Source organism: Micromonospora sp. CA-240977 (assembly GCF_050942285.1).
Classification (GTDB): domain Bacteria; phylum Actinomycetota; class Actinomycetes; order Mycobacteriales; family Micromonosporaceae; genus Micromonospora.
Genome location: NZ_CP192055.1, coordinates 369,174 through 390,851 on the forward strand (window position 1 = coordinate 369,174; position 21,678 = coordinate 390,851).

The window sequence follows — 21,678 nt, forward strand, 5'->3', positions numbered from 1 at the left end:
AGATGGGCATCGAGGAGAAGCTTCCCGCCGGCGTCCTGCTCACCTCGGTGGAGAAGCTGGTCAACTGGTCCCGGAAGTCGTCCGTGTGGGGCGCCACCTTCGGCCTGGCCTGCTGCGCCATCGAGATGATGGCCGCCGGTGGTCCGCACTACGACATGGGCCGCTGGGGCATGGAGGTCTTCCGGGCGTCCCCCCGGCAGGCCGACCTGATGATCGTGGCCGGCCGGGTGAGTCAGAAGATGGCCCCGGTGCTGCGCCAGATCTACGACCAGATGGCCGAGCCCCGCTGGGTGCTCTCCATGGGCGTCTGCGCCAGCAGCGGCGGCATGTTCAACAACTACGCGATCGTGCAGGGCGTCGACCACGTGGTGCCTGTCGACATGTACCTGCCCGGCTGCCCGCCCCGGCCGGAGATGCTCATCGACGCGATCCTCAAGCTCCGCGAGAAGATCATGTATGAGCCGCTGGGGCCGAACGGCCGCAAGATGCTCGCCGCCCGGCAGGAGCGCGGCGACGTTCCGGTCGTGCCCTACGGCTCCATGCCCTCCTCGTACCGCAGCGACAAGGCCCGCCGCGCCGAGTGGACCAAGGCGGTCCGCGAGGGCCGCGAGGAGCAGTTGCGGATCGAGAACTGGATGAACGCTCAGAACCACCTCCACCCGCAGGCAGGCCCCAAATGACGTCACCCACGGACAAGCCCAACGACGGTGGGGTGCCGGTGCCGGTCACGCCGGCCGGCGCCAGCGGCACCGCCCCGGCCGAATACCCGCCGGCCAGCCCGGCCGGTCGCGGGATGTTCGGCAACCAGGGCACCGGCGACGTGTCCGGCTACGGCGGCCTCGTCCGCCAGCGCCAGCCCATCGAGGAGGCGTCCCGTCCGTACGGGGGCTACTTCGACGAGGTCCGCGACGCGTTGGAGGAGGCGTACCCGGCCTTCGGTGACGCGATCGAGAAGGTCGTTGTCGACAGGGGCGAGCTGACCCTGCACGTCCGCCCGGAACGCATCGCCGAGGTCTGCCAGGTGATGCGGGACGACCTGGCGCTGCGGTTCGAGCTGTGCTCCTCGGTGTCCGGCGTGGACTACCTGGGCGCCGACGAGCGCCGGCTGCACGTGGTCTACCTGCTCACCTCGATGACCTACCGGCGGCGGGTCCGGCTGGAGGCCGCGGTCTCCGTCGAGGCGCCGCACCTGCCCAGCGTGACCGCCGTCTACCCGACGGCGGACTGGCAGGAGCGGGAGGCGTACGACATGTTCGGCATCGTCTTCGACGGCCACCCCAACCTGACCCGGATCCTCATGCCGGACGACTGGGAGGGCCACCCGCAGCGCAAGGACTACCCGCTCGGCGGCGTCCCCGTCGAGTACAAGGGCGCGGAGATCCAGCCGCCGGACACCCGGAGGTCGTACCAGTGACGACGTCGAACTACGCCAGCGAGCGCGAGACCGACGAGGGTCGGGTCTTCACCGTCACCGGTGGGGACTGGGACACCATCGTCTCGGGCACGGACCCGATCAACGACGAGCGGATCGTCGTCAACATGGGTCCGCAGCACCCGTCCACGCACGGGGTGCTGCGGCTGATCCTGGAGCTGGAGGGCGAGACGGTCCGCGAGGCCCGATCCGTCATCGGCTACCTGCACACCGGCATCGAGAAGAACCTCGAATACCGCAACTGGGTTCAGGGCTCGACGTTCGTCACCCGGATGGACTACCTCGCCCCGATCTTCAACGAGACGGCGTACGCCCTCGCTGTCGAGAAGCTGCTCGGCATCACCGACGACATCACCGAGCGGGCCACCACCATCCGCGTGCTGATGATGGAGCTCAACCGGATCTCGTCGCACCTGGTCTGGCTGGCCACCACCGGCATGGAGCTGGGCGCGATCTCGATCATGCTGTACGGCTTCCGCGAGCGGGAGTACATCCTCGACATCTTCGAGACCATCACCGGCCTGCGGATGAACCACGCGTACGTCCGGCCGGGCGGCGTGGCGCAGGACGTGCCGGACGCGGCGATCGTCAAGATCCGCGAGTTCCTCAAGATGATGCCGAAGAAGCTCAAGGAGTACGAGGACCTGCTCTCCGGCCAGCCGATCTGGACCGAGCGGACGAAGAACGTCGCGGTGCTGGACGTGACCGGCTGCGTGGCCCTCGGCATCACCGGCCCGGTGCTGCGCTCCGCCGGCCTCGCCTGGGACCTGCGCAAGACCATGCCGTACTGCGGCTACGAGACGTACGAGTTCGACGTGCCGACCCACCCCGACGGTGACGTGTGGGGTCGCTACCAGGTCCGGCTCGCCGAGATCCGGGAGTCGATGAAGCTTGTCGAGCAGGCCCTGGACCGGCTCCGTCCGGGCCCGGTGATGGTCGCCGACCGCAAGATCGCCTGGCCGGCGCAGCTCGCCATCGGCGTGGACGGCATGGGTAACTCGCTGGAGCACGTCGCGAAGATCATGGGCCAGTCGATGGAGTCGCTGATCCACCACTTCAAGCTGGTGACCGAGGGCTTCCGGGTTCCGCCCGGCCAGGTGTACGTCGCCATCGAGGCGCCCCGCGGCGAGTTGGGCGTGCACGCGGTCTCCGACGGTGGCACCCGGCCGTACCGGGTGCACTACCGGGAGCCCAGCTTCGTCAACCTCCAGGCCCTCCCGGCGATGGCCGAGGGAGGCCTGATCGCCGACGTGATCGCCGGCGGCGCCTCGTTGGACCCGGTCATGGGGGGTTGTGACAGGTGAGTGCGAGGAGTGAGCTTGCGAGCCCCGCAGTCGCGAACGGAAGGCGACGCTGATGAGTGTTTTCACTGAAGAGACCCGGGAGCGGGCGCGCGAGATCATCGCTCGTTACCCGGCGGACCGGTCCCGCTCGGCGTTGCTGCCGCTGCTGCACCTGGTCCAGGCCCAGGAGGGGTACGTCTCCCCGGCCGGCGTCGCGTTCTGCGCCGAGGTGCTGGGGCTGAACAAGGCCCAGGTCGGCGCGGTGGCCACCTTCTACACGATGTACAAGCGCAAGCCGACCGGTGACTTCCTGGTCAGCGTCTGCACCAACACCATGTGCAACGTGCTCGGCGGTCAGGAGGTCTACGACACCCTCTCCGCGCACCTCGGCGTCGGGCACGACGAGACCACCGCCGACGGCACCATCACGTTGGAGCACGCCGAGTGCCTGGCGGCGTGCGACTACGGCCCGGTGATGACAGTCAACTACGACTTCTTCGACGGCGTGGACTCCTCCACCGCGGTCGGTGTCGTCGACGAGCTGCGGGCGGGCGGGCGGCCGATGCCGACCCGCGGCGCCCGGCTCTGCACGCTCAAGGAGATGGCGGTGCAGCTCGCCGGCTTCGCCGACGAGCGGGACGGCGCGGTCGCCGACGGTGGGCCGGGCGAGCCGACCCTGCGCGGGCTGCGGCTGGCCCAGCAGCACGGCGTCTCGGTGCCGGGCTTCGACCCGAACACCCCGATCCGGAGCAAGGCGGAGGCGGACAAGGCCGCCGCCGAGGCGAAGGCGAAGGCGGAGGCCGCCAAGCCGGCGCCCGTCGAGGCCAGCGCGGCCCCGGTCAAGGGCGGCGACGGCGCCTCCGCGCCGACGCCCGGCAACGCCGGCGTCGGCGAGCCGGCACCGGCCGCCGCCGCGACCGGCAGCACCGCCCCGGACGTGAAGGCACCGGACGACAAGTCGCCGCAGGTGCGTACCGCCGAGACCCGGCAGCCGGACGCGGGCACTGCGGTGCCGGACGCCCCGGGCACCAAGGTCCCGGCGGACGGCACCGCGCCCGCGGCTCGGGACGCACAGCCGGCCGAGGCCGCCGGCGTGGCGGCCAACCCGCCGGCCGGCGACGGCAAGCCCGCCGGCGACGAGGCCGGGGCGCAGGAGCGCAACCTCACCGAAGCGAAGGCCGGCACGGACGCCGACGGCGCCGGACCGGCGGACGCGAACGAAACGGGGGCCCAGAAGTGACAACTCCCCGCCCGGAGACCGTGGCCAAGCTGACGCCGGTGCTGACCAAGCGCTGGCTGTCGCCGGACGCCTGGCGTATCGGCACCTACGAGCAACTGGACGGCTACGCCGCACTGCGCAAGGCGCTCAAGGCCCACCCGGACGACCTGATCCAGCTGATCAAGGACTCGGGGCTGCGCGGTCGCGGTGGCGCCGGCTTCCCCACCGGCCTCAAGTGGGGCTTCATCCCGCAGGGCGACGGCAAGCCGCACTACCTGGTGGTCAACGCCGACGAGGGCGAGCCGGGCACCTGCAAGGACCTGCCGCTGATGACCCACGACCCGCACGCGCTGGTCGAGGGCGTGATCATCGCGTCGTACGCGATCCGGGCCAGCCGCGCCTACATCTACATCCGGGGCGAGGCGGTGCACGCCGCGCGCCGGCTGCGCAACGCGGTCCAGGAGGCGTACGACAAGGGCTACCTCGGCCGGAACATCCTGCGCAGCGGCTACGACCTGGAGCTGGTGGTGCACTCCGGTGCCGGGGCGTACATCTGCGGCGAGGAGACGGCGCTGCTGGACTCGCTGGAGGGGTTCCGGGGCCAGCCCCGGCTGCGCCCGCCGTTCCCGGCCACCCACGGCCTGTACGCGAGCCCGACGGTGGTCAACAACGTCGGCACCATCGCCAGCGTGCCGCCGATCGTGCTCGGCGGGGCCGACTGGTGGAAGTCCATGGGCACCGAGAAGTCCTCCGGGCCGATGATCTACTCGCTGTCCGGCCGGATCGTCAACCCGGGTCAGTACGAGTGCTCGATGGGCGTCACGCTGCGCGAGCTGCTGGAGTTGGCCGGTGGCATGCAGCCCGGCCACAACCTGCGGTTCTGGACCCCGGGCGGATCGTCGACCCCGTTGCTCGCCGCCGAGCACCTGGACGTGCCACTGGACTTCGAGGGCGTGGCGGCGGCCGGCTCGATCCTCGGCACCACCGCCACCCAGATCTTCTCCGACCAGGACTGCCCGGTCTACGCGACGTACCGGTGGCTGGAGTTCTACCACCACGAGTCGTGCGGCAAGTGCACCCCGTGCCGGGAGGGCAACTACTGGATGGTCCGGGTCTACCGGCGGATCCTCGCCGGTCAGGGCACCCACGAGGACCTGGACACGCTGCTGGATACCTGCGACAACATCCTGGGCCGCTCGTTCTGCGGCCTCGGTGACGGCGCGACCAGCTCGGTGACCTCGTCACTGCAGTACTTCAAGCAGGACTACCTCGACTACATCGAGGGACGTACCGCACCCAAGCTGTCGGAGAAGACCCTGGTAGGGGCGCACTGATGACCGACGTAGCCAAGCAGACCGAGACCGTCACGCTCACCATCGACGGCGTCGAGGTCACCGCCCCCAAGGGGACGCTGCTGATCCGGGCCGCCGAGCAGATGGGCACCGAGATCCCCCGGTTCTGCGACCACCCGCTGCTGGCCCCGGCCGGCGCGTGCCGGCAGTGCCTGGTCGAGGTGGAGGGGCAGCGCAAGCCGGTCGCCTCCTGCACCCAGACCGTCGCCGACGGCATGGTCGTCCGGACCCAGCTCACCTCGCCGGTCGCCAAGAAGGCGCAGGAGGGGGTGATGGAGCTGCTGCTGCTCAACCACCCGCTGGACTGCCCGATGTGTGACAAGGGCGGCGAGTGCCCGCTCCAGAACCAGGCGATGTCCACCGGCCGCACCGACTCGCGCTTCCACGAGCACAAGCGGGAGTACGAGAAGCCGATGGCGATCAGCAGCCAGGTGCTGCTGGACCGCGAGCGCTGTGTCCTCTGCCAGCGGTGCACCCGGTTCTCCGAGGAGATCGCCGGCGACAAGTTCATCGACCTGATGGGCCGGTCGTCCGCCGAGGAGATCAACATCTACCGGGACGACGCGTACGGCGAGGAGGGCGACGCCGGCGACGTTCCGTTCAACTCCTACTTCTCCGGCAACACTGTGCAGATCTGCCCGGTGGGCGCGCTGACCGGTGCGCAGTACCGGTTCCGGGCCCGCCCGTTCGACCTGGTCTCCAGCCCGAGCGTCTGCGAGCACTGCTCGGCGGGCTGCGGGCAGCGCACCGACTGGCGACGCGGCAAGGTGCTGCGCCGGCTGGCCGGCGACGAGCCGGCGGTCAACGAGGAGTGGAACTGCGACAAGGGCCGGTGGGGCTTCCAGTACACCCGGGCCACCGACCGGCTCACCACCCCGCTGGTCCGCGACGAGCGCACCGGTGAGCTGCGCGAGGCGTCCTGGAGTGAGGCGCTCACCGTGGCCGCCGAGGGCCTGCACACCGCCCGGGAGGGCGGGCAGGGCACGGCGGTGCTCACCGGCGGCCGGCTCACCGTCGAGGACGCGTACGCGTATGCGAAGTTCGCCCGCGTCGCGTTGAACACCAACGACATCGACTTCCGGGCCCGGCCGGTCTCCCGCGAGGAGGCCGACTTCCTGGCCAGCTCGGTCGCCGGGGTTACCGACGTCACCTACACCGACGTGGAGAACGCGCCGGCGGTGGTGCTTGTCGGCCTGGAGCCGGAGGAGGAGTGTCCGATCCTCTTCCTGCGGCTGCGCAAGGCGTACCTGAAGAAGACCCTGACGGTGTACGCGCTGGCGCCGTTCGCCACCCGCGGCCTGGAGAAGCTCGGCGCCAAGCTGGCCCGGGTCGTGCCGGGCGAGGAGGCCAGCGTGCTCGCCGAGCACGCGACCGTCGCCGAGGCGCTGAGCGCGCCGGGCGCGATCCTGATCGTCGGCGAGCGGCTGGCCAGTGTGCCGGGCGGGCTCTCCGCCGCGGCGGACGTGGCCCGGCGTACCGGCGCGAAGCTGGCCTGGGTGCCGCGGCGCGCGGGTGACCGCGGCGCCGTCGACGCGGGCTGCCTGCCCAACCTGCTCCCCGGTGGACGCCTGGTCAACGAACCGGCCGCCCGCGCCGAGCTGGGTGAGGCGTGGGACATCCCGGCCGGGGTGATCCCGAGCCAGGCCGGTCGGGACACCGACGGGATCCTCAACGCCGCGGCCAACGGGCAGCTCGGTGCCCTGGTCGTCGGCGGTGTCGACCCGGCCGACCTGGCCGACCCGCGACTGGCCGAGGCCGCCCTGGACGCCGTGCCGTTCCTGGTCAGCCTGGAGCTGCGCCCCACCGCGGTGACCCGGCGGGCGAACGTGGTGCTGCCGATCGCCCCGGTGGCCGAGAAGGCCGGCAGCTTCCTGGACTGGGAGGGTCGGCTGCGCCCGTTCGAGGCGGTGCTGACCACTGCCGCGATGACCGACGGTCGGGTGCTCGACGCGCTGGCCGCGCTGCTCGACGTGCGGCTCGGCACCGCTGATGTGCCGAGCGTGCGTCGCGAGCTGGGCGCGCTGCCGGCGACGCGTACGTCGCGGCCGTCCGCGCCGTCGGTGGCGCCGGCCCGGGTGCCGCAGCCCGGCGCCGGGGAAGCCGTGCTGTCCACCTGGCACCAACTGGTGGACCTCGGCAGCCTGACCGAGGGTGACGAGAACCTCGCCGGCACCGCTCGTCCGCCGGTGGTGCGGCTGGGCAAGGGCACCGCCGACGCGCTCGGTGTCGCCGACGGCGACGCGGTCACGGTCGGCACCGACCGGGGGGCACTGACCCTGCCGGCCGAGCTCACCGAGATGCCGGACGGTGTTGTCTGGCTGCCGACCAACTCACCCGGCTCGACCGTGCGACGCAGCCTCGGGGCGACGTCCGGAGCGGTCGTCCGGATCTCCGTTCCCGCACCGAGTACGGCCATCCCGGCCGGACGCGTGGCGGCCGACGAGACCGGTCTCCCGGGTCCGCTCCTCAACTCCGGGGGTAACCAGTGAGTCCGATCTACCTGGCCCAGGATCCGACGCTTGCCGACTTCGGCAGGGATCCGTGGTGGCTGGTTCTCGGCAAGATCGTCTTCGCGTTCGCCTTCGGTCTGCTGGCCACGCTGCTCGGTGTCTGGTTCGAGCGGCGCGTGGTCGGCTACATGCAGGTGCGGCCCGGCCCCAACCAGGTCGGCCCGTTCGGCCTGCTGCAGACCCTCGCCGACGGCCTGAAGATGGCCTTCAAGGAGGACATCCTGCCGAAGGCGGCCGACAAGGTCGTCTACTTCTTCGCCCCGACCATCTCGGTGATCTGCGCGGTCACCGCCCTGTCGGTGGTGCCGTTCGGCCCGATGGTGAGCATCTTCGGCCACCACACGCCGTTGCAGGTCACCGACGTGCCGGTGGCGGTGCTGCTGCTGCTGGCCTGCTCGTCGATGGGCGTCTACGGCATCGTGCTGGGCGGCTGGGCCTCCGGCTCGACGTACCCGCTCCTCGGCGGCCTGCGGTCGAGCGCCCAGATGATCTCCTACGAGGTCGCCATGGGGCTCTCCATCGTGGCGGTCTTCATGACCGCCGGCACGATGAGCACCAGCGGGATCGTCGCGAAGCAGGCGCACGGCACCGAGCTGAGCCTCTTCGGTCAGACGATCCCGGCGCCGGGCTGGTACGCGATCCTGCTGCTGCCCAGCTTCGTCATCTTCTTCATCGCCACCGTGGGTGAGACCAACCGGGCGCCGTTCGACCTGCCCGAGGCCGAGTCCGAGCTGGTCGCCGGCTTCATGACGGAGTACAGCTCGCTGAAGTTCGCGCTCTTCATGCTCAGCGAGTACGTCGCGATGGTGACCATGTCCGCGGTCACCACCACGCTGTTCCTCGGCGGTTGGCGGGCGCCCTGGCCGATCACGTTGTGGGAGGGCGCCAACTCCGGTTGGTGGCCGATGCTCTGGTTCTTCGGCAAGGTGATCGCGCTGGTCTTCGTCTTCGTGTGGCTGCGCGGCACGCTGCCCCGGCTGCGCTACGACCAGTTCATGCGCCTCGGTTGGAAGGTGCTGCTGCCGATCAACCTGGTCTGGATCCTGGTCCTGTCGGGCCTGCGCTCCATCGAGGACTGGGACTCGCGCGGCAAAATGATCGCCGTCGGCATTCCGGCCGGCATCCTGCTGATCACCACGATCTTCTGGCCCAGCCGGCGTCCGAAGCCGCAGCCGACGACGCAGGAGCAGGTCGACAACCGGCCGTACGGGAGCTTCCCGCTGCCACCGATGGATCTTCAGGTACCACCGAGCCCGCGCATCACGCGCGTGGTCGCCGAGCGGGAGCCGGCCAACATCGTTGCCGGCTCGGACTCCAGGGAGGTGTGACGTGGGCGCGATCACCGGAACGTTCAAGGGATTCGGTGTCACCTTCTCGCACATGTTCAGGAAGGTCGTCACGACCGACTACCCGTTCAAGCCGCCGGTGTCGGCGCCGCGCTACCACGGGCGGCACATCCTCAACCGGCACCCGGACGGCCTGGAGAAGTGCATCGGCTGTGAGCTGTGCGCCTGGGCCTGCCCGGCGGACGCGATCTATGTAGAGGGTGGCGACAACACCGACGAGCAGCGCTTCTCGCCGGGTGAGCGGTACGCCAGCATCTACCAGATCAACTACGCCCGCTGCATCTTCTGCGGGCTGTGCATCGAGGCCTGCCCGACCCGGTCGCTCACCATGAGCAACGAGTACGAGCTGGCCCGGGACAACCGGCAGGACCTGATCTTCACCAAGGAGCAGTTGCTCGCGCCGTTGCTGGAGGGCATGGAGCAGCCACCGCACCCGATGCGGCTCGGTGACAGCGAGAAGGACTACTACGTCGGCGCGTTGGACAACCCGGGCACCTCCGCCGGTGCGGAGACCTCCCCGATGGGTCCGGGCCGCTACCAGGTCGAGGAGCACCCTGGCGTGACGTTCCCGGGCGCCGAGCAGGCCGCCCAGCGCGTCGCGGCCGGCAAGGGAGAGGGAGTATGACCACGTCTACGGTGCTCGCCGCCGCCGGTTCGGTCTCCACCGGCGAGGCGGTCACCTTCTGGATCCTCGCCCCGCTCGCGCTGATCGGCGGGGTCGGGATGGTGGCCGCGCGCAATGCCGTGCACTCGGCGCTGTGGCTGGTGCTGACAATGCTCTGCCTGGGCGTGTTCTACGTGCTCCAGGCCGGTCCGTTCATCGGCATGGTGCAGATCATCGTCTACACCGGCGCGATCATGATGCTGTTCCTCTTCGTGCTGATGCTCGTCGGTCGCGACTCCACGGACTCGCTGATCGAGACGCTGCGCGGCCAGCGGGTCGCCGCGATAGTGCTCGGGCTGGGCTTCGCCGGCCTGGTCGCCACCGGCCTCTACCAGGCGCTGGACGGCACCACCGCGGTCGGCCTGGAGCGGGCCAACGCGGAGGGGAACGTGCAGGGCATCGCCCGGCTGCTGTTCACCAAGTACGTCTTCGCGTTCGAGCTGACCTCGGCGCTGCTGATCACCGCTGCGGTCGGCGCCATGGTGCTGGCCCACGTCGAGCGGCGGAAGCAGGACAAGGTCGACCAGGTGTCGACGATGCGGGCACGCTTCGCCCCGGGCAACTACCCCGGTCCGAAGCCGGGCCCCGGTGTCTTCGCGACCTCCTCGTCGGTGGCCACCCCCGCGCGGCTGCCCGACGGCCGCCTGACCGACCGCAGCACCCCGGCGATCCTTCCGCAGCGCGAGCTGACCGCCGAGGAGACCTCGCTGAAGGGGACGGACAAGTAATGGGAACGTTCTTCTCGGTCGAGCCGACCTACTACCTCGTCCTCGCCGCGGTGCTGTTCACCATCGGCGCCGCCGGGGTGCTGATCCGGCGCAACGCGATCGTGCTGTTCATGTGCGTGGAGCTGATGCTCAACGCGGCCAACCTGACGCTGGTCACCTTCAGCCGGATCAACGGTGACCTCAACGGTCAGATCATGGCGTTCTTCGTGATGGTGGTGGCGGCGGCCGAGGTCGTGGTCGGGCTCGCGATCATCATGTCCATCTTCCGGACGCGACGCTCGGCGAGTGTCGACGACGCCAACCTGCTCAAGTACTAGAGGGGTCCACCGGTGGAAGAGACTGTGGAATACGCCCAGGCCTCAGGGCTGCTCGGGGGCGTCTGGCTGCTGGTGGCGATCCCGCTGCTCAGCGCGGCCATCCTGCTGCTGCTCGGCCGCCGGGCCGACCGCTGGGGGCACTGGTTGGGCGTCACCGCCATCGGTGCCGCGTTCGTGCTCGGCCTGACGTTCTTCTTCCAGCTTCGCGGCCTGGAGAACAAGTCGGTCGAGCTGAGCCTCTGGGACTTCATCGCCGTCGGTGACCTGCGGGTCGACTTCGGCCTGCTGTTCGACCCGCTGGCCGCGGTCTTCGTGCTGCTGATCACCGGGGTGGGCTTCCTGATCCACCTGTACGCGGTGGAGTACATGGCGCACGACGCCGGCCGTCGTCGGTTCTTCGCGTACTTCAACCTGTTCGTCGCGGCGATGCTGCTGCTGGTGCTTGGCAACAACTACGTGATGCTCTACGTCGGCTGGGAGGGCGTCGGTCTGGCGTCGTACCTGCTGATCTCCTTCTGGTACGAGCGGCCGAGCGCGGCCACCGCCGGCAAGAAGGCGTTCCTGATGAACCGGGTCGGCGACGCCGGCCTGGCCATCGCGATCTTCATCATGTTCGCCACCCTGGGCACCACCCAGTACGACGAGGTGTTCAACGGTGTCGGCTCGCTGACCGGCGCCACGGTGCTGGTCCTCGGTCTGTTGCTGCTGCTCGGCGCGGCCGGCAAGTCCGGTCAGTTCCCGCTCCAGGCGTGGTTGCCGGACGCGATGGAGGGCCCCACTCCGGTGTCGGCGCTCATCCACGCCGCCACCATGGTCACCGCGGGTGTCTACCTGATCGCCCGGTCCAACCCGGTCTTCTCCGCCAACTCGACGCTCCAGCTCGTGGTGGTCAGCGTCGGCGCGCTCACCCTGCTGATGGGCTGCATCATCGGCGCGGCCAAGGACGACATCAAGCGGGTGCTCGCCTGGTCGACGGTCAGCCAGATCGGCTACATGTTCCTCGGTGTCGGCCTCGGCGGCGGCGCGTACGCGCTGGCCATCGTGCACCTGCTGGCGCACGGGTTCTTCAAGGCCAACATGTTCCTGGGCGCCGGCTCGGTGATGCACGGGATGAAGGACCAGGTCGACATCCGCCGCTTCGGCGGGCTGTCGACGTACATGAAGGTCACCTGGTTGACCTTCATGATGGGCTGGCTGGCCATCATCGGCATGTTCCCGTTCTCCGGCTTCTTCTCCAAGGAGCCGATCATCGTGGCCGCCTTCGAGCGGGAGGACTGGACCGCCTGGCTCTTCGGCGGGGCGGCGCTGCTCGGCGCGGGGCTGACCGCGTTCTACATGACCCGGCTGTTCGTGCTCACCTTCCACGGTCCGAAGCGCTGGACCGACGACATCGAACACCCGCACGAGTCGCCGACGTTGATGACCATCCCGCTGATCCTGCTGGCGGCCGGTTCGGTCGGCGCTGGTTTCCTGCTCTCCACGTCGGTGCCGGACTGGCTGACGGCGACCGCGGGCCTCGGCGGCGAGCACGCGGAACACGAGCCGGTCCTCTCGCACGCCGTGATCACCACGCTGTCGCTGCTGGTGACAGTGCTCGGCGCGGGGCTGGCCTGGTTCCTGTTCCGGGCCGGTACGGCCACCGCGCCGCAGCCGGCCGGGGTGCTGGTCACCGCCGCCCGGCGCAACCTGTACGCGGACGCGGTGAACGAGGCGGTCTTCGAGAAGCCGGGCATCTTCCTCACCCGGGCATTGGTCTACCTCGACAACCGGGGGATCGACGGGCTGGTCAACGGGCTCGCCGCCGCGGTCGGCGGTGGCTCGGGCCGGCTCCGGCGGATGCAGACCGGCTTCGTCCGCTCGTACGCCACCTCGATCCTGGCCGGTGCGCTGCTGGTGATGGCGGCGTTCCTGGCGGTGCAGGCGGGGTGGTTGGCGTGATCGACCTGTTCCCGGCCGCCCCCGCCGGCGGACCACGCAGTGACGACGGAGGTAAGGCCGCATAATGTCCAACTTCCCGTTCCTCTCGGTGCTCACCGTGGCGCCACTGGTGGGCGCCCTGGTGGTGGCCTTCCTGCCGCGCCGTCGGCCGGAGCTGGCCAAGCAGGTGGCGTTCGTCTGGTCGCTGCTGGTGCTGGCGCTCTCGGTGGCGATGTGGGTCAGCTTCAACGCCGGCGGCAAGCGGTTCCAGTTCCGCGAGTCGTACTCGTGGATCCCGGACTGGGGCGTCAGCTTCACCTTCGCCACGGACGGCATCGCGTTGGTGATGCTGATGCTGATCGCGGTGCTGGTGCCGCTGGTGATCCTGGCCTCCTGGCATGACGCGGAGTCCTCGAAGCGGTCGGTGCCCGTCTACTTCGCGCTGCTGCTGGTCCTCGAGTGCACGATGATCGGCGTCTTCGCGGCCGCCGACGTCTTCCTGTTCTACGTGTTCTTCGAGGTCATGCTGGTCCCGATGTACTTCCTGATCGGCAGCTACGGCGGCCACCAGCGGCAGTACGCGGCGGTGAAGTTCTTCCTCTACTCGCTCGTCGGCGGTCTGTTCATGCTGGCCGCCGTGATCGGGTTGTGGGTGGTCGGTGGCAAGACCTTCGACTGGCAGGCCCTGTCGGAGATCGACATCAGCACCGGCACCGAGCGGTGGCTGTTCCTCGGCTTCTTCCTCGCGTTCGCCATCAAGGCGCCGTTCTTCCCGTTCCACACCTGGTTGCCGGACGCCGGTGGCGCCGCCCCGGCGGGCGCCGCGGCCCTGCTCGTCGGCGTGCTGGACAAGGTCGGCACGTTCGGCATCCTGCGCTACTGCCTGCCGCTGTTCCCGGAGGCGTCGAAGTGGTTCGCGCCGTGGGCGCTGGCGTTGGGCGTGATCGGCATCGTCTACGCCGCGCTGCTGGCGGTCGGTCAGAACGATCTCAAGCGGCTGGTGTCGTACACCTCGATCGCGCACTTCGGTTTCATCGGGGTGGGCATCTTCGCCTTCACCACCCAGGCCGGCACCGGCGCGGTGCTCTACATGCTCAACCACGGTCTGGCGACGGGCCTGCTGTTCCTGGTGGTGGGCATGCTGATCTCCCGGCGTGGTTCCGCGCTGATCAGCGACTTCGGTGGCGCCGGCAAGCTGGTCCCGGTGCTCGCCGGGGTGCTCTTCTTCGCCGGTCTCGCCTCGCTCGCGCTGCCCGGTACGGCGCCGTTCATCTCCGAGTTCCTGGTGCTGATCGGCACCTTCACTGTGAACAAGCCGGTCGCGATCATCGCCACGCTCGGCATCATCCTGGCCGCCGCGTACGTGCTGTGGATGGTGCAGCGCACCACCCAGGGCACTCTCAACCCGACGCTCACCGAGGTCGACGGCATGCGCCGGGACCTCAACCTGCGTGAGAAGGTCGTTGTCGCTCCACTTATCGCACTGATCGTGCTGCTCGGCTTCTTCCCCAAGCCGGTCACTGACGTGATCAACCCGGCCGTCCAGGCGACTATGGACGACATCGGCAGAACCGACCCGGCCCCGTCGGTCGGCACCGTCCAGGAGGCGGCAAAGTGACCGATTTCAAACTGCCGTCGATCGACTACGCGGCGCTCTCCCCGATCCTGATCATGCTGACCACCGCCCTGCTCGGCGTGCTCGTCGAGGCCTTCGTGCCCCGGCGTTGGCGGCACGTCGTGCAGTTGACGTTGGCGCTGTTGGCGGTGCTCGCGGCGTTGACCATGGTGGTGCTCAACTCCGACGAGCGCATGATCACCGCCGGGCAGGCCCTCGCGATCGACGGTCCGACGCTGTTCCTCCAGGGCGCGATCCTGGTGCTGGCCGCGATGGCGCTGCTGCTGATCGGTGACCGCTCGGTCGAGCTGGGCGGGGCGTTCGTCGCCCAGGCCGCGGTGACGGCCGAGTCGGCCGACGACCGGCGGCAGGCCGAGGGGCGCAACGGCCTCACCGAGGTCTACCCGCTCACCACGTTCGCGATCGGCGGCATGCTGATCTTCGTGGCGGCGAACGACCTGCTGACCATGTTCATCGCGCTGGAAGTCTTCTCCCTGCCGCTCTACCTGCTCTGCGCGCTGGCCCGTCGCCGCCGCCTGCTGAGTCAGGAGGCCGCGATGAAGTACTTCCTGCTCGGCGCGTACGCCTCCGCGTTCTTCCTGTTCGGCGTGGCGCTGATCTACGGCTTCACCTCCGGCATCCCGGGCCGGGTGGCCGGCGTCGACTTCGCCACCATCAACGCGGCGGTGACCGAGTCACCCGCCAGCCAGGTGCTGCTCTTCGCCGGCATGGCGCTGCTCGCCATCGGCCTGCTCTTCAAGGCCGCGGCGGCGCCGTTCCACGTCTGGACCCCGGACGTCTACCAGGGCGCGCCGACCCCGGTCACCGGTTTCATGGCGGCCTGCACCAAGGTCGCCGCGTTCGGTGCCCTGCTGCGTGTCTTCCACGTCGCGTTCGCCGGCGCCAACTGGGACTTCACCCCGGTCCTCGGTGTGGTGGCGGTGCTGACCATGCTGATCGGCGCGGTGCTCGCGGTCACCCAGACCGACATCAAGCGGCTCCTCGCGTACTCCTCGATCGCCAACGCCGGCTACCTGCTGGTCGGGGTGTTGGCGCCGAGCCGTGACGGGCTGGCCGGCACGATGTTCTACCTGGTCGCGTACGGCTTCTCGGTGCTCGCCGCGTTCGCGGTGGTGACCCTGGTGCGCGACGCGGACGGGGAGGCCACCCACCTGTCCCGCTGGGCCGGGCTGGGCCGCCGCTCGCCGTTCTTCGCCGCCCTGTTCACCTTCATCCTGCTGGCCTTCGCCGGTATCCCGCTGACCAGCGGCTTCATGAGCAAGTTCGCGGTCTTCGGGCCGGCGCTGGAAGGTGGCCAGACCTGGCTGGTGATCGCCGGTGTGCTGACGAGCATGGTGCTGGCGTTCCCGTACCTGCGGGTCGTGGTGATGATGTGGCTGTCCGAGCCGGGCGAGTCCACCCCGACCGTCACCGTGCCCGGTGGGCTCACCTCCGCCGCGTTGATGATCGGTGTGCTGGCGACCCTGGTGCTGGGTGTCGCCCCGGCGCCGCTGCTGGATCTGGCGACCGGAGCTGCCGAATTCGTTCGATGAGCGAGGGATCGATCACCGGGGGTTGGCGCGTGTCCACGTGCCGACCCCCGGTGCGTATCCCCGGCCCGGAGCAGGTAGAACGGGTGTGGCATGGTTGATGGCGTGGTGAATCCGGCGGGCGAGCGTTCAGGTTCCTCCGGCTCCGGCGGTCGGCGGGGTCGGGCGAGCACGAGTCAGTTCGGTGCGCTCGGCCTGCACCTTGCCGATCCTCGCGTCGAGGCGTCCGTGCTGGGTGTGCTGGACACGGTCGAGGTCGAGCTGCGGGCCAGTGTGGCAAGCGCCGACCCGTTCGTCAGCGAGGCCGCCCGGCACCTTCTGGAAGCGGGCGGGAAGCGCTTCCGGCCGCTGCTGGTGGCGCTCGGCGCCCAGTTCGGTGACCCCAGCGGCGCGCAGGTGGTTCCGGCCGCCGTGGTGATGGAGCTCACCCACCTGGCCACCCTCTACCACGACGACGTGATGGACGAGGCTGCCGTCCGTCGGGGCGCGCCGAGCGCGAACTCTCGTTGGACCAACTCGGTCGCCATCCTGGTCGGCGACTACCTGTTCGCCCGGGCGGCGGACATCGCCGCCGATCTGGGCCCGGAGGCGGTCCGGTTGCAGGCCCGCACCTTCGCCCGGCTGGTGCACGGTCAGATCGCGGAGACCGTCGGTCCGCGCGTCGGCGACGATCCGGTGACCCACTACCTGCACGTGATCGCCGAGAAGACCGGCTCGCTCATCGCCACGTCGGCCCGGTTCGGCGGGATGTTCGGTGGCGCCCCCGCTGAGCACGTCGATGCCCTCGCGGGCTACGGCGAGACGATCGGTGTCGCGTTCCAGCTCTCCGACGACCTGCTGGACATCGCCTCCGAGTCGGGTCAGTCGGGCAAGACCCCCGGCACCGACCTGCGCGAGGGTGTCCCGACGTTGCCGGTGCTCTACGCTCGCGCGGCGGACGACGCCGACGCGTCCTCGGTGCGGCTGCGGGAGATCCTGGCGACCGGCCCGCTGACCGACGACGCGCTGCACGCGGAGGCGTTGGGGCTCCTGCGGGAGAGCCCGGCGCTCAAGCGCGCCCGGGAGACCGTGCGCAGTTACGCCGAGGACGCCCGCGCGCGCCTGGGCCCGCTTCCGCAGGGCCCGTCCCGGCAGGCGCTCGAGTCGCTCTGCGACTACATCGCCGACCGCACCGGCTGACCCCACCCGTTCCGTCCACACGTCACAGCGGCACCGCGCCGTGTGGTCGGGCCGCCACGTCCTGACCACGTTGGTCGGGGCGGGCGGCGGTCAACAGGCGACCGCCGACGAGCATGAGGGCGGCGGCGAGCAGCATCGCCACCGCCGCCGTGGTCCACATGGCGGGGTAGCCGACGTGGGCGGCGAGTGGGCCGAGGCTCAGCGGGCCGAGACAGCCGCCCGCGTACACCCCGGTCTGGGTGATCGAGGTGGCCGTGGCCGGTGACTGCGGGTGGAGCCGGACCACCGCGAAGTTCACAAGGCCGGGCCAGGCCCAACCCAGGCCGAAGCCGAGCACGACACCGGCCACCAGCGGCACCGAGCCGGTCAACGCGAGCAGGGCCAGCCCGGCCGCGCCGACGACGAGCATCGCGGCGATGAGGGCCACGTGACCGGTGTCGCGCCGGTCGGCGAACCAGCCGGCGCCCACCCGGGACGCCATGCAGACCGTGCCGCCCAGGGTCAGGGTGAGGCCGGCGAGACCGGGCGAGAGGCCCCGAGTCGCGGCGGAGTCCACCAGGAAGGTTCCCAGCGTGTTGGCGGCGGCCGCGGCCAACGTCGCCGCCGCGCCGATCACCACGAGTGCCCCAGTCGCCCGGCCCGCGCGGGACGCGCCGGTCCGCGGTGCCTGGCCGGGCAACTGCCGGGGTACGGCGGGCAGCGTCGTCAGCGCGGCCACGGCGGCGGCCACGAACGCCCAGCGCCAGCCGACGGTGAGCGCGAAGGTGGGCACCGCCGCCCCGGCCAGCAGGGTGGAGGCGGGGATGGCGGCCTGCTTGACGCCGAACGACAACCCCTGCCGTCGGGCCGGCACGTGCTGGGCCAGCGCCGCGTTGCTTGCCAACTGGCCGAGCGCGTTCGCGGCGGCGCTGAGCGCCAGCAGGCCGACAAGCATCGGGTACGACCTGGCGAAGGCGGCCACGGCCAGCATCGACCCGGCGGCCAGCGCGATGCCGCAGCGGGCCACCAGGGCCGGCCCGTACCGCTCGACCAGCCGGCCGGAGGGTACCGAGGCCAGCGCGCTGACCCCGAAGTAGACGGCCACGGCCAGGCCGAGGCCGGCCGGGGAGAAACCGAGGTCGGCGCCCATCTGCACGGCGAGACCGCCGAGCAGGAAGACGGGCAGCACACAGGCCACCGTGGTGACGACTGCGCCGGCGCTGGCCCGGACCGGGTGGGGTCGGGCGAGGGTCGGGTCGGAGGTGGAGACGGTGTTGGTCATCGTCCGGCAAAGCTACGTGAACCCTGCTCGGGCCACTCTTGGTGACCACCGGGGTACACGCTGTGGGTGATGATCTGGCATCCTCCACCCGAACAGGCATTTCGCAGTGGGCCTGTATTTCATATGGTGTAAGTCCCCGGCGGCGGAGGTGGTTGTGCGCGACCCCTTGGCAGAACCTTCGGACCTGATCCGCAGCGTGTCCCGAGCGCTGCGGGTGTTGGAGTCGGTCGGTCGTGCCCCGAAAGGCCTGACCGTCAAGCAGATCGCCCGGCGGTGCGAGCTGACCGTGGCCACCACCTACCACCTGGTCCGCACGCTCGCCTACGAGGGCTACGTGATCCGTCGCGAGGACGGCACGTACATCGTGGGGTTGGAGGTGGCCGACCGCTACCGGGAGTTGGTGACGGCGTTCCGCGGCCCGCCGGTGGTCGGTGAGACGCTGCGGCGGGCCGCTCTGGACACCGGCTACAGCCACTTCCTGGGTCGCTTCGTCGGTGGGCAGGTGGCGCTCACGGCGGTCGCCGAGGGGCACCGCTCGCCCTACCTGGAGGACCTGGTCCCCGGCTTCGACGAGGGGGCGCACGCGACGGCTCTCGGCAAGTCGCTGCTCGCCACCCTGACCGCCGACCAGCGCTACCGCTACCTGCGGGAGTACGGCATGCGCCCGTTCACCAGCGCCACGCTCACCACCACCGAGGCGTTCGAGGCCGACCTGGCCGCCGGTGACCGGCGCGGCATGCAGTTGGAGATGGGCCAGTTCCGCCAGGGGGTGGCGTGCGCGGCGGTGCTCGTCGCGCCGGACAAGGACATGGAACGCCGCGTCGTGCTGGCCTGCGCGTTGCCGGCCAGCGAGATGATGACCTCCGCCCGGGTGGTCCGCGCCAAGCTGCTCACCGTCGCCCGTAGCGTCGCCGACGGCATCACCGCCGACACCTGACCGCCTCGACGGCGAGAGGCCCTCTCCCGGGCTGGGAGAGGGCCTCTCGTGGCGGTCCGGCGCCGGACCCGCCGTGAGGTGAGGTTCAGCGGTCCACCGACCGCAGCGACGCCGTCAGCTGCCCACCGGGCCGCCGTCGAGCCGCCAGGTGACCACCACGCCCGGCTTGGCGTAGTCGCCGTCGGGCCAGTTCGAGGCCGGGTTCTCCACCGAGGCGCCGGTGATCTCACCCGGGTGCTGCACGGCGACGAAGACCGAGCGGTTGTCGCCGGTGATGAACGGCCCGCAGGTCTCCGCGCCGAGCGGCACGGTCAGGAACTGCTTGAGGTGCCCCCGCTCCGGGCCCTCGACGGCGGTGGCGAACAGACCGTCGTTGCTGCCCAGCGCGTTGCCGTCGGTGGAGATCCACAGGTTGCCGGTGGCGTCGAAGGCGACGTTGTCCGGGCAGGAGATCGGGGAGACGCTGGTCTTGTCGTACCCGGCGAAGAAGGTCGACGGGTCGGTCGGGTCGCCGCAGACGATCGGCAGCGACCAGGCGAAGGTCTCCGCCGTGTTGTCGTTGCGGTCCTCGACCAGCTCCAGGATCTGCCCGTGCTTGTTGGCGTTGCGCGGGTTGGCCTCGTCCGCCGCGGCCTTGCCGGCCTTACCGCGGTCGGTGTTGTTTGTCAGCGCCACGTACACCTTGCCGGTGAGCTGGCTCGGCTCGACGTCCTCGGGGCGGTCCATCTTGGTCGCGCCGACCTTGTCACCGGCGATCCGGGTGAAGGTGAGCACGTCCGCGGCAGTCATCCCGTCGACGAACGACCGGTTGCCGCTGACCAGCTTGATCCAGCGCCCCCGGCCGTTGAACGCGCCGTCGGTGGGGAGCTGGCCCGAGCCGTCGATCTCGGCGGCGCTGGTCTGGTCGAGCTTCGCCACGTAGAGCGTGCCGGACTCCAGCAGGGTCAGGTTGTGCTTGCGGGCGGCCCAGGAGTTGCCCTTCAGGAACTTCTGGTCCGAGACGAACTTGTAGAGGTAGTCGAACCGCTCGTCGTCGCCCAGGTACGCGACCACGTGGCCGTCCTTCGCGACGATCACGTTCGCGCCCTCGTGCTTGAACCGGCCCATCGCTGTGTGCTTGCGCGGGCGGCTCTCCGGGTCGAACGGGTCGATCTCGACGACCCAGCCGAACCGGTGCGCCTCGTTGGGGTGCTTGGCCAGGTCGAAGCGCTCGTCGGCGCGCTCCCACTTGCGGCTGCCGCTGGGGTAGCGGCTCGCGGTGCTGATGCCGTAACGGTCCAACTTCGGCTTCAGCTCGGCCGGGGCCGCGTCGGCGCCCACGAAGTACTGGTTGAAGTTCTCCTCACCGGAGAGCACAGTGCCCCACGGGGTCACGCCACCGGAGCAGTTGTTCAGCGTGCCGACGACCGTACGACCCCTGGGGTCGGCGGCGGTCTTCAGCCAGGCCGAGCCGGCGGCCGGGCCGGTCAGGTCGAACTTGGTGCTGAGCGCGGTGACCCGCCGGTTGTAGGGTCGTCGGCCGGTGTCGACCGGCTTCCACTGCCCGGTGCCCGCGACCCGCTCCACCTCCACCACCGACATGCCGTGCGCGGCCATCGTGGTGCGGAGCTGCTCGACGGAGAGCCCGTCCAGGCCGGGGAAGCCCGGGAACATCAGTTCCTCGTTCGTGTACTCGTGGTTGACCACGAGCAGCGCGCGCCGGCCCTGCTTGTCCAGCGGCAGCACGCCCACGAAGTCGTTGTTGTAACCGAACTGCCGGGACTGCGCCGCGGCGGTCTGGTGGTGCAGGTCGAACTCGGGCGCGCCCGGCAGCACCGGGTCACCCCACTTGATCACCACGGCGTGGTCGTAGCCGTTCGGGACCAGCAGCGTGTCCAGCTTGTTCGGTGGGATCGGCTTGAAGGTCAGCGCGCCGTTGCCGACCCCGGTGCTGGGCCGGCCGAAGCCGAAGGCCTCCGGGACGTCCGGCGTGGCGGGGGCCGCCAGGGCCGGGGCCGCGCCGGCGACCGCGCCGCCGAAGCCGAGGACCAGTGCGCCGACCGCGCCGGCCCGGACCACGCCGCGCCGCGAGACCTCCGCGTTCACCACGTCTCCGAAGTACGCGTTGTCGGAGGTGTTCGGGACCGGGTGGTCACAGGCGTTTCCGCAGCGGTACAGACAGGTCATCGCGTCACGGGTGCCATGGCGGCTGCCGGTCAGCAGCGGGAGCAGCCGGGGACGGTCGCTCATGGGGGAGGCCTCCAGAGAAGTGTGTGGCACGGCGGGCGGCGTACCAGGCGGACGCTAGGAGGACGCGGTGAGCGTGCGTCGGCCACGATGTGAACCGGCCATGAACACCTGTGCGGGCGGCTACCGCACGTAACCGGTC

Annotated in this window: 17 protein-coding genes; 15 read left to right on the forward strand and 2 right to left on the reverse strand. The window is 70.4% G+C overall.

Annotated features, from left to right (window positions below; genetic code table 11):
* Positions 1–2: 2 nt before the first annotated feature.
* From ACQPWW_RS01835 to ACQPWW_RS01900, 14 genes are all read left to right on the forward strand, one after another.
* The gene (locus ACQPWW_RS01835) at positions 3–680 is read left to right on the forward strand and encodes a NuoB/complex I 20 kDa subunit family protein (RefSeq protein ID WP_357404631.1); all 678 of its coding nucleotides are present in this window, start codon (positions 3–5) and stop codon (positions 678–680) included.
* Positions 677–1,414 (forward strand): NADH-quinone oxidoreductase subunit C, encoded by a 738-nt coding sequence (locus ACQPWW_RS01840; RefSeq protein ID WP_357805124.1) that lies wholly within the window; start codon positions 677–679, stop codon positions 1,412–1,414. Before ACQPWW_RS01835 ends, ACQPWW_RS01840 begins: the two co-directional genes overlap by 4 nt.
* On the forward strand, positions 1,411–2,736 hold the full coding sequence (locus ACQPWW_RS01845) for an NADH-quinone oxidoreductase subunit D (protein ID WP_355027401.1): 1,326 nt from the start codon (positions 1,411–1,413) through the stop codon (positions 2,734–2,736). Before ACQPWW_RS01840 ends, ACQPWW_RS01845 begins: the two co-directional genes overlap by 4 nt.
* A gap of 52 nt (positions 2,737–2,788) precedes the next feature.
* Positions 2,789–3,955: an NADH-quinone oxidoreductase subunit NuoE gene (gene nuoE / locus ACQPWW_RS01850; RefSeq protein ID WP_433128480.1), complete on the forward strand. Its 1,167-nt coding sequence runs from the start codon at positions 2,789–2,791 to the stop codon at positions 3,953–3,955.
* Positions 3,952–5,268 carry an NADH-quinone oxidoreductase subunit NuoF gene (gene nuoF / locus ACQPWW_RS01855; RefSeq protein WP_357068630.1) on the forward strand — a complete coding sequence of 439 codons (1,317 nt, stop codon included), beginning with the start codon at positions 3,952–3,954 and terminating at the stop codon, positions 5,266–5,268. The genes nuoE and nuoF overlap by 4 nt, the downstream gene beginning before the upstream one ends.
* Positions 5,268–7,775, forward strand: a complete 2,508-nt coding sequence (locus ACQPWW_RS01860; protein WP_433128483.1) for an NADH-quinone oxidoreductase subunit G — start codon at positions 5,268–5,270, stop codon at positions 7,773–7,775. Before nuoF ends, ACQPWW_RS01860 begins: the two co-directional genes overlap by 1 nt.
* Positions 7,772–9,124 (forward strand): NADH-quinone oxidoreductase subunit NuoH, encoded by a 1,353-nt coding sequence (nuoH, locus tag ACQPWW_RS01865; protein WP_433128485.1) that lies wholly within the window; start codon positions 7,772–7,774, stop codon positions 9,122–9,124. The genes ACQPWW_RS01860 and nuoH overlap by 4 nt, the downstream gene beginning before the upstream one ends.
* Position 9,125: 1 nt before the next feature.
* Positions 9,126–9,767 carry an NADH-quinone oxidoreductase subunit NuoI gene (gene nuoI / locus ACQPWW_RS01870; RefSeq protein ID WP_433128486.1) on the forward strand — a complete coding sequence of 214 codons (642 nt, stop codon included), beginning with the start codon at positions 9,126–9,128 and terminating at the stop codon, positions 9,765–9,767.
* Positions 9,764–10,534 carry an NADH-quinone oxidoreductase subunit J gene (locus tag ACQPWW_RS01875; RefSeq protein WP_433128488.1) on the forward strand — a complete coding sequence of 257 codons (771 nt, stop codon included), beginning with the start codon at positions 9,764–9,766 and terminating at the stop codon, positions 10,532–10,534. The genes nuoI and ACQPWW_RS01875 overlap by 4 nt, the downstream gene beginning before the upstream one ends.
* Positions 10,534–10,851 carry an NADH-quinone oxidoreductase subunit NuoK gene (gene nuoK / locus ACQPWW_RS01880; RefSeq protein ID WP_088951135.1) on the forward strand — a complete coding sequence of 106 codons (318 nt, stop codon included), beginning with the start codon at positions 10,534–10,536 and terminating at the stop codon, positions 10,849–10,851. The genes ACQPWW_RS01875 and nuoK overlap by 1 nt, the downstream gene beginning before the upstream one ends.
* 12 nt (positions 10,852–10,863) lie before the next feature.
* On the forward strand, positions 10,864–12,789 hold the full coding sequence (gene nuoL / locus ACQPWW_RS01885) for an NADH-quinone oxidoreductase subunit L (RefSeq protein WP_433128491.1): 1,926 nt from the start codon (positions 10,864–10,866) through the stop codon (positions 12,787–12,789).
* A 64-nt stretch (positions 12,790–12,853) separates the two neighbouring features.
* A complete protein-coding gene (locus tag ACQPWW_RS01890; protein WP_433128493.1) occupies positions 12,854–14,386 on the forward strand; it encodes an NADH-quinone oxidoreductase subunit M in 1,533 nt (510 codons plus the stop codon).
* Positions 14,383–15,936 carry an NADH-quinone oxidoreductase subunit NuoN gene (gene nuoN, locus ACQPWW_RS01895; protein WP_433128495.1) on the forward strand — a complete coding sequence of 518 codons (1,554 nt, stop codon included), beginning with the start codon at positions 14,383–14,385 and terminating at the stop codon, positions 15,934–15,936. The genes ACQPWW_RS01890 and nuoN overlap by 4 nt, the downstream gene beginning before the upstream one ends.
* 90 nt (positions 15,937–16,026) lie before the next feature.
* Complete coding sequence (locus ACQPWW_RS01900; protein ID WP_433128497.1) at positions 16,027–17,112, forward strand: polyprenyl synthetase family protein; 1,086 nt, start codon at positions 16,027–16,029, stop codon at positions 17,110–17,112.
* Positions 17,113–17,134: 22 nt separating this feature from the next.
* Here the strand turns inward: ACQPWW_RS01900 and ACQPWW_RS01905 are convergent, their stop codons facing one another.
* Positions 17,135–18,373 (reverse strand): MFS transporter, encoded by a 1,239-nt coding sequence (locus tag ACQPWW_RS01905; protein WP_433128499.1) that lies wholly within the window; start codon positions 18,371–18,373, stop codon positions 17,135–17,137.
* 154 nt (positions 18,374–18,527) lie between these two features.
* On the opposite strand from ACQPWW_RS01905, the gene ACQPWW_RS01910 reads away from it, so the two are divergent.
* Positions 18,528–19,310 (forward strand): IclR family transcriptional regulator, encoded by a 783-nt coding sequence (locus ACQPWW_RS01910; protein WP_433128501.1) that lies wholly within the window; start codon positions 18,528–18,530, stop codon positions 19,308–19,310.
* 114 nt (positions 19,311–19,424) lie between these two features.
* Here ACQPWW_RS01910 and ACQPWW_RS01915 read toward each other — a convergent pair whose 3' ends face one another.
* Complete coding sequence (locus ACQPWW_RS01915) at positions 19,425–21,539, reverse strand: PhoX family protein (RefSeq protein WP_433128503.1); 2,115 nt, start codon at positions 21,537–21,539, stop codon at positions 19,425–19,427.
* Between the last annotated feature and the right edge of the window lie 139 nt (positions 21,540–21,678).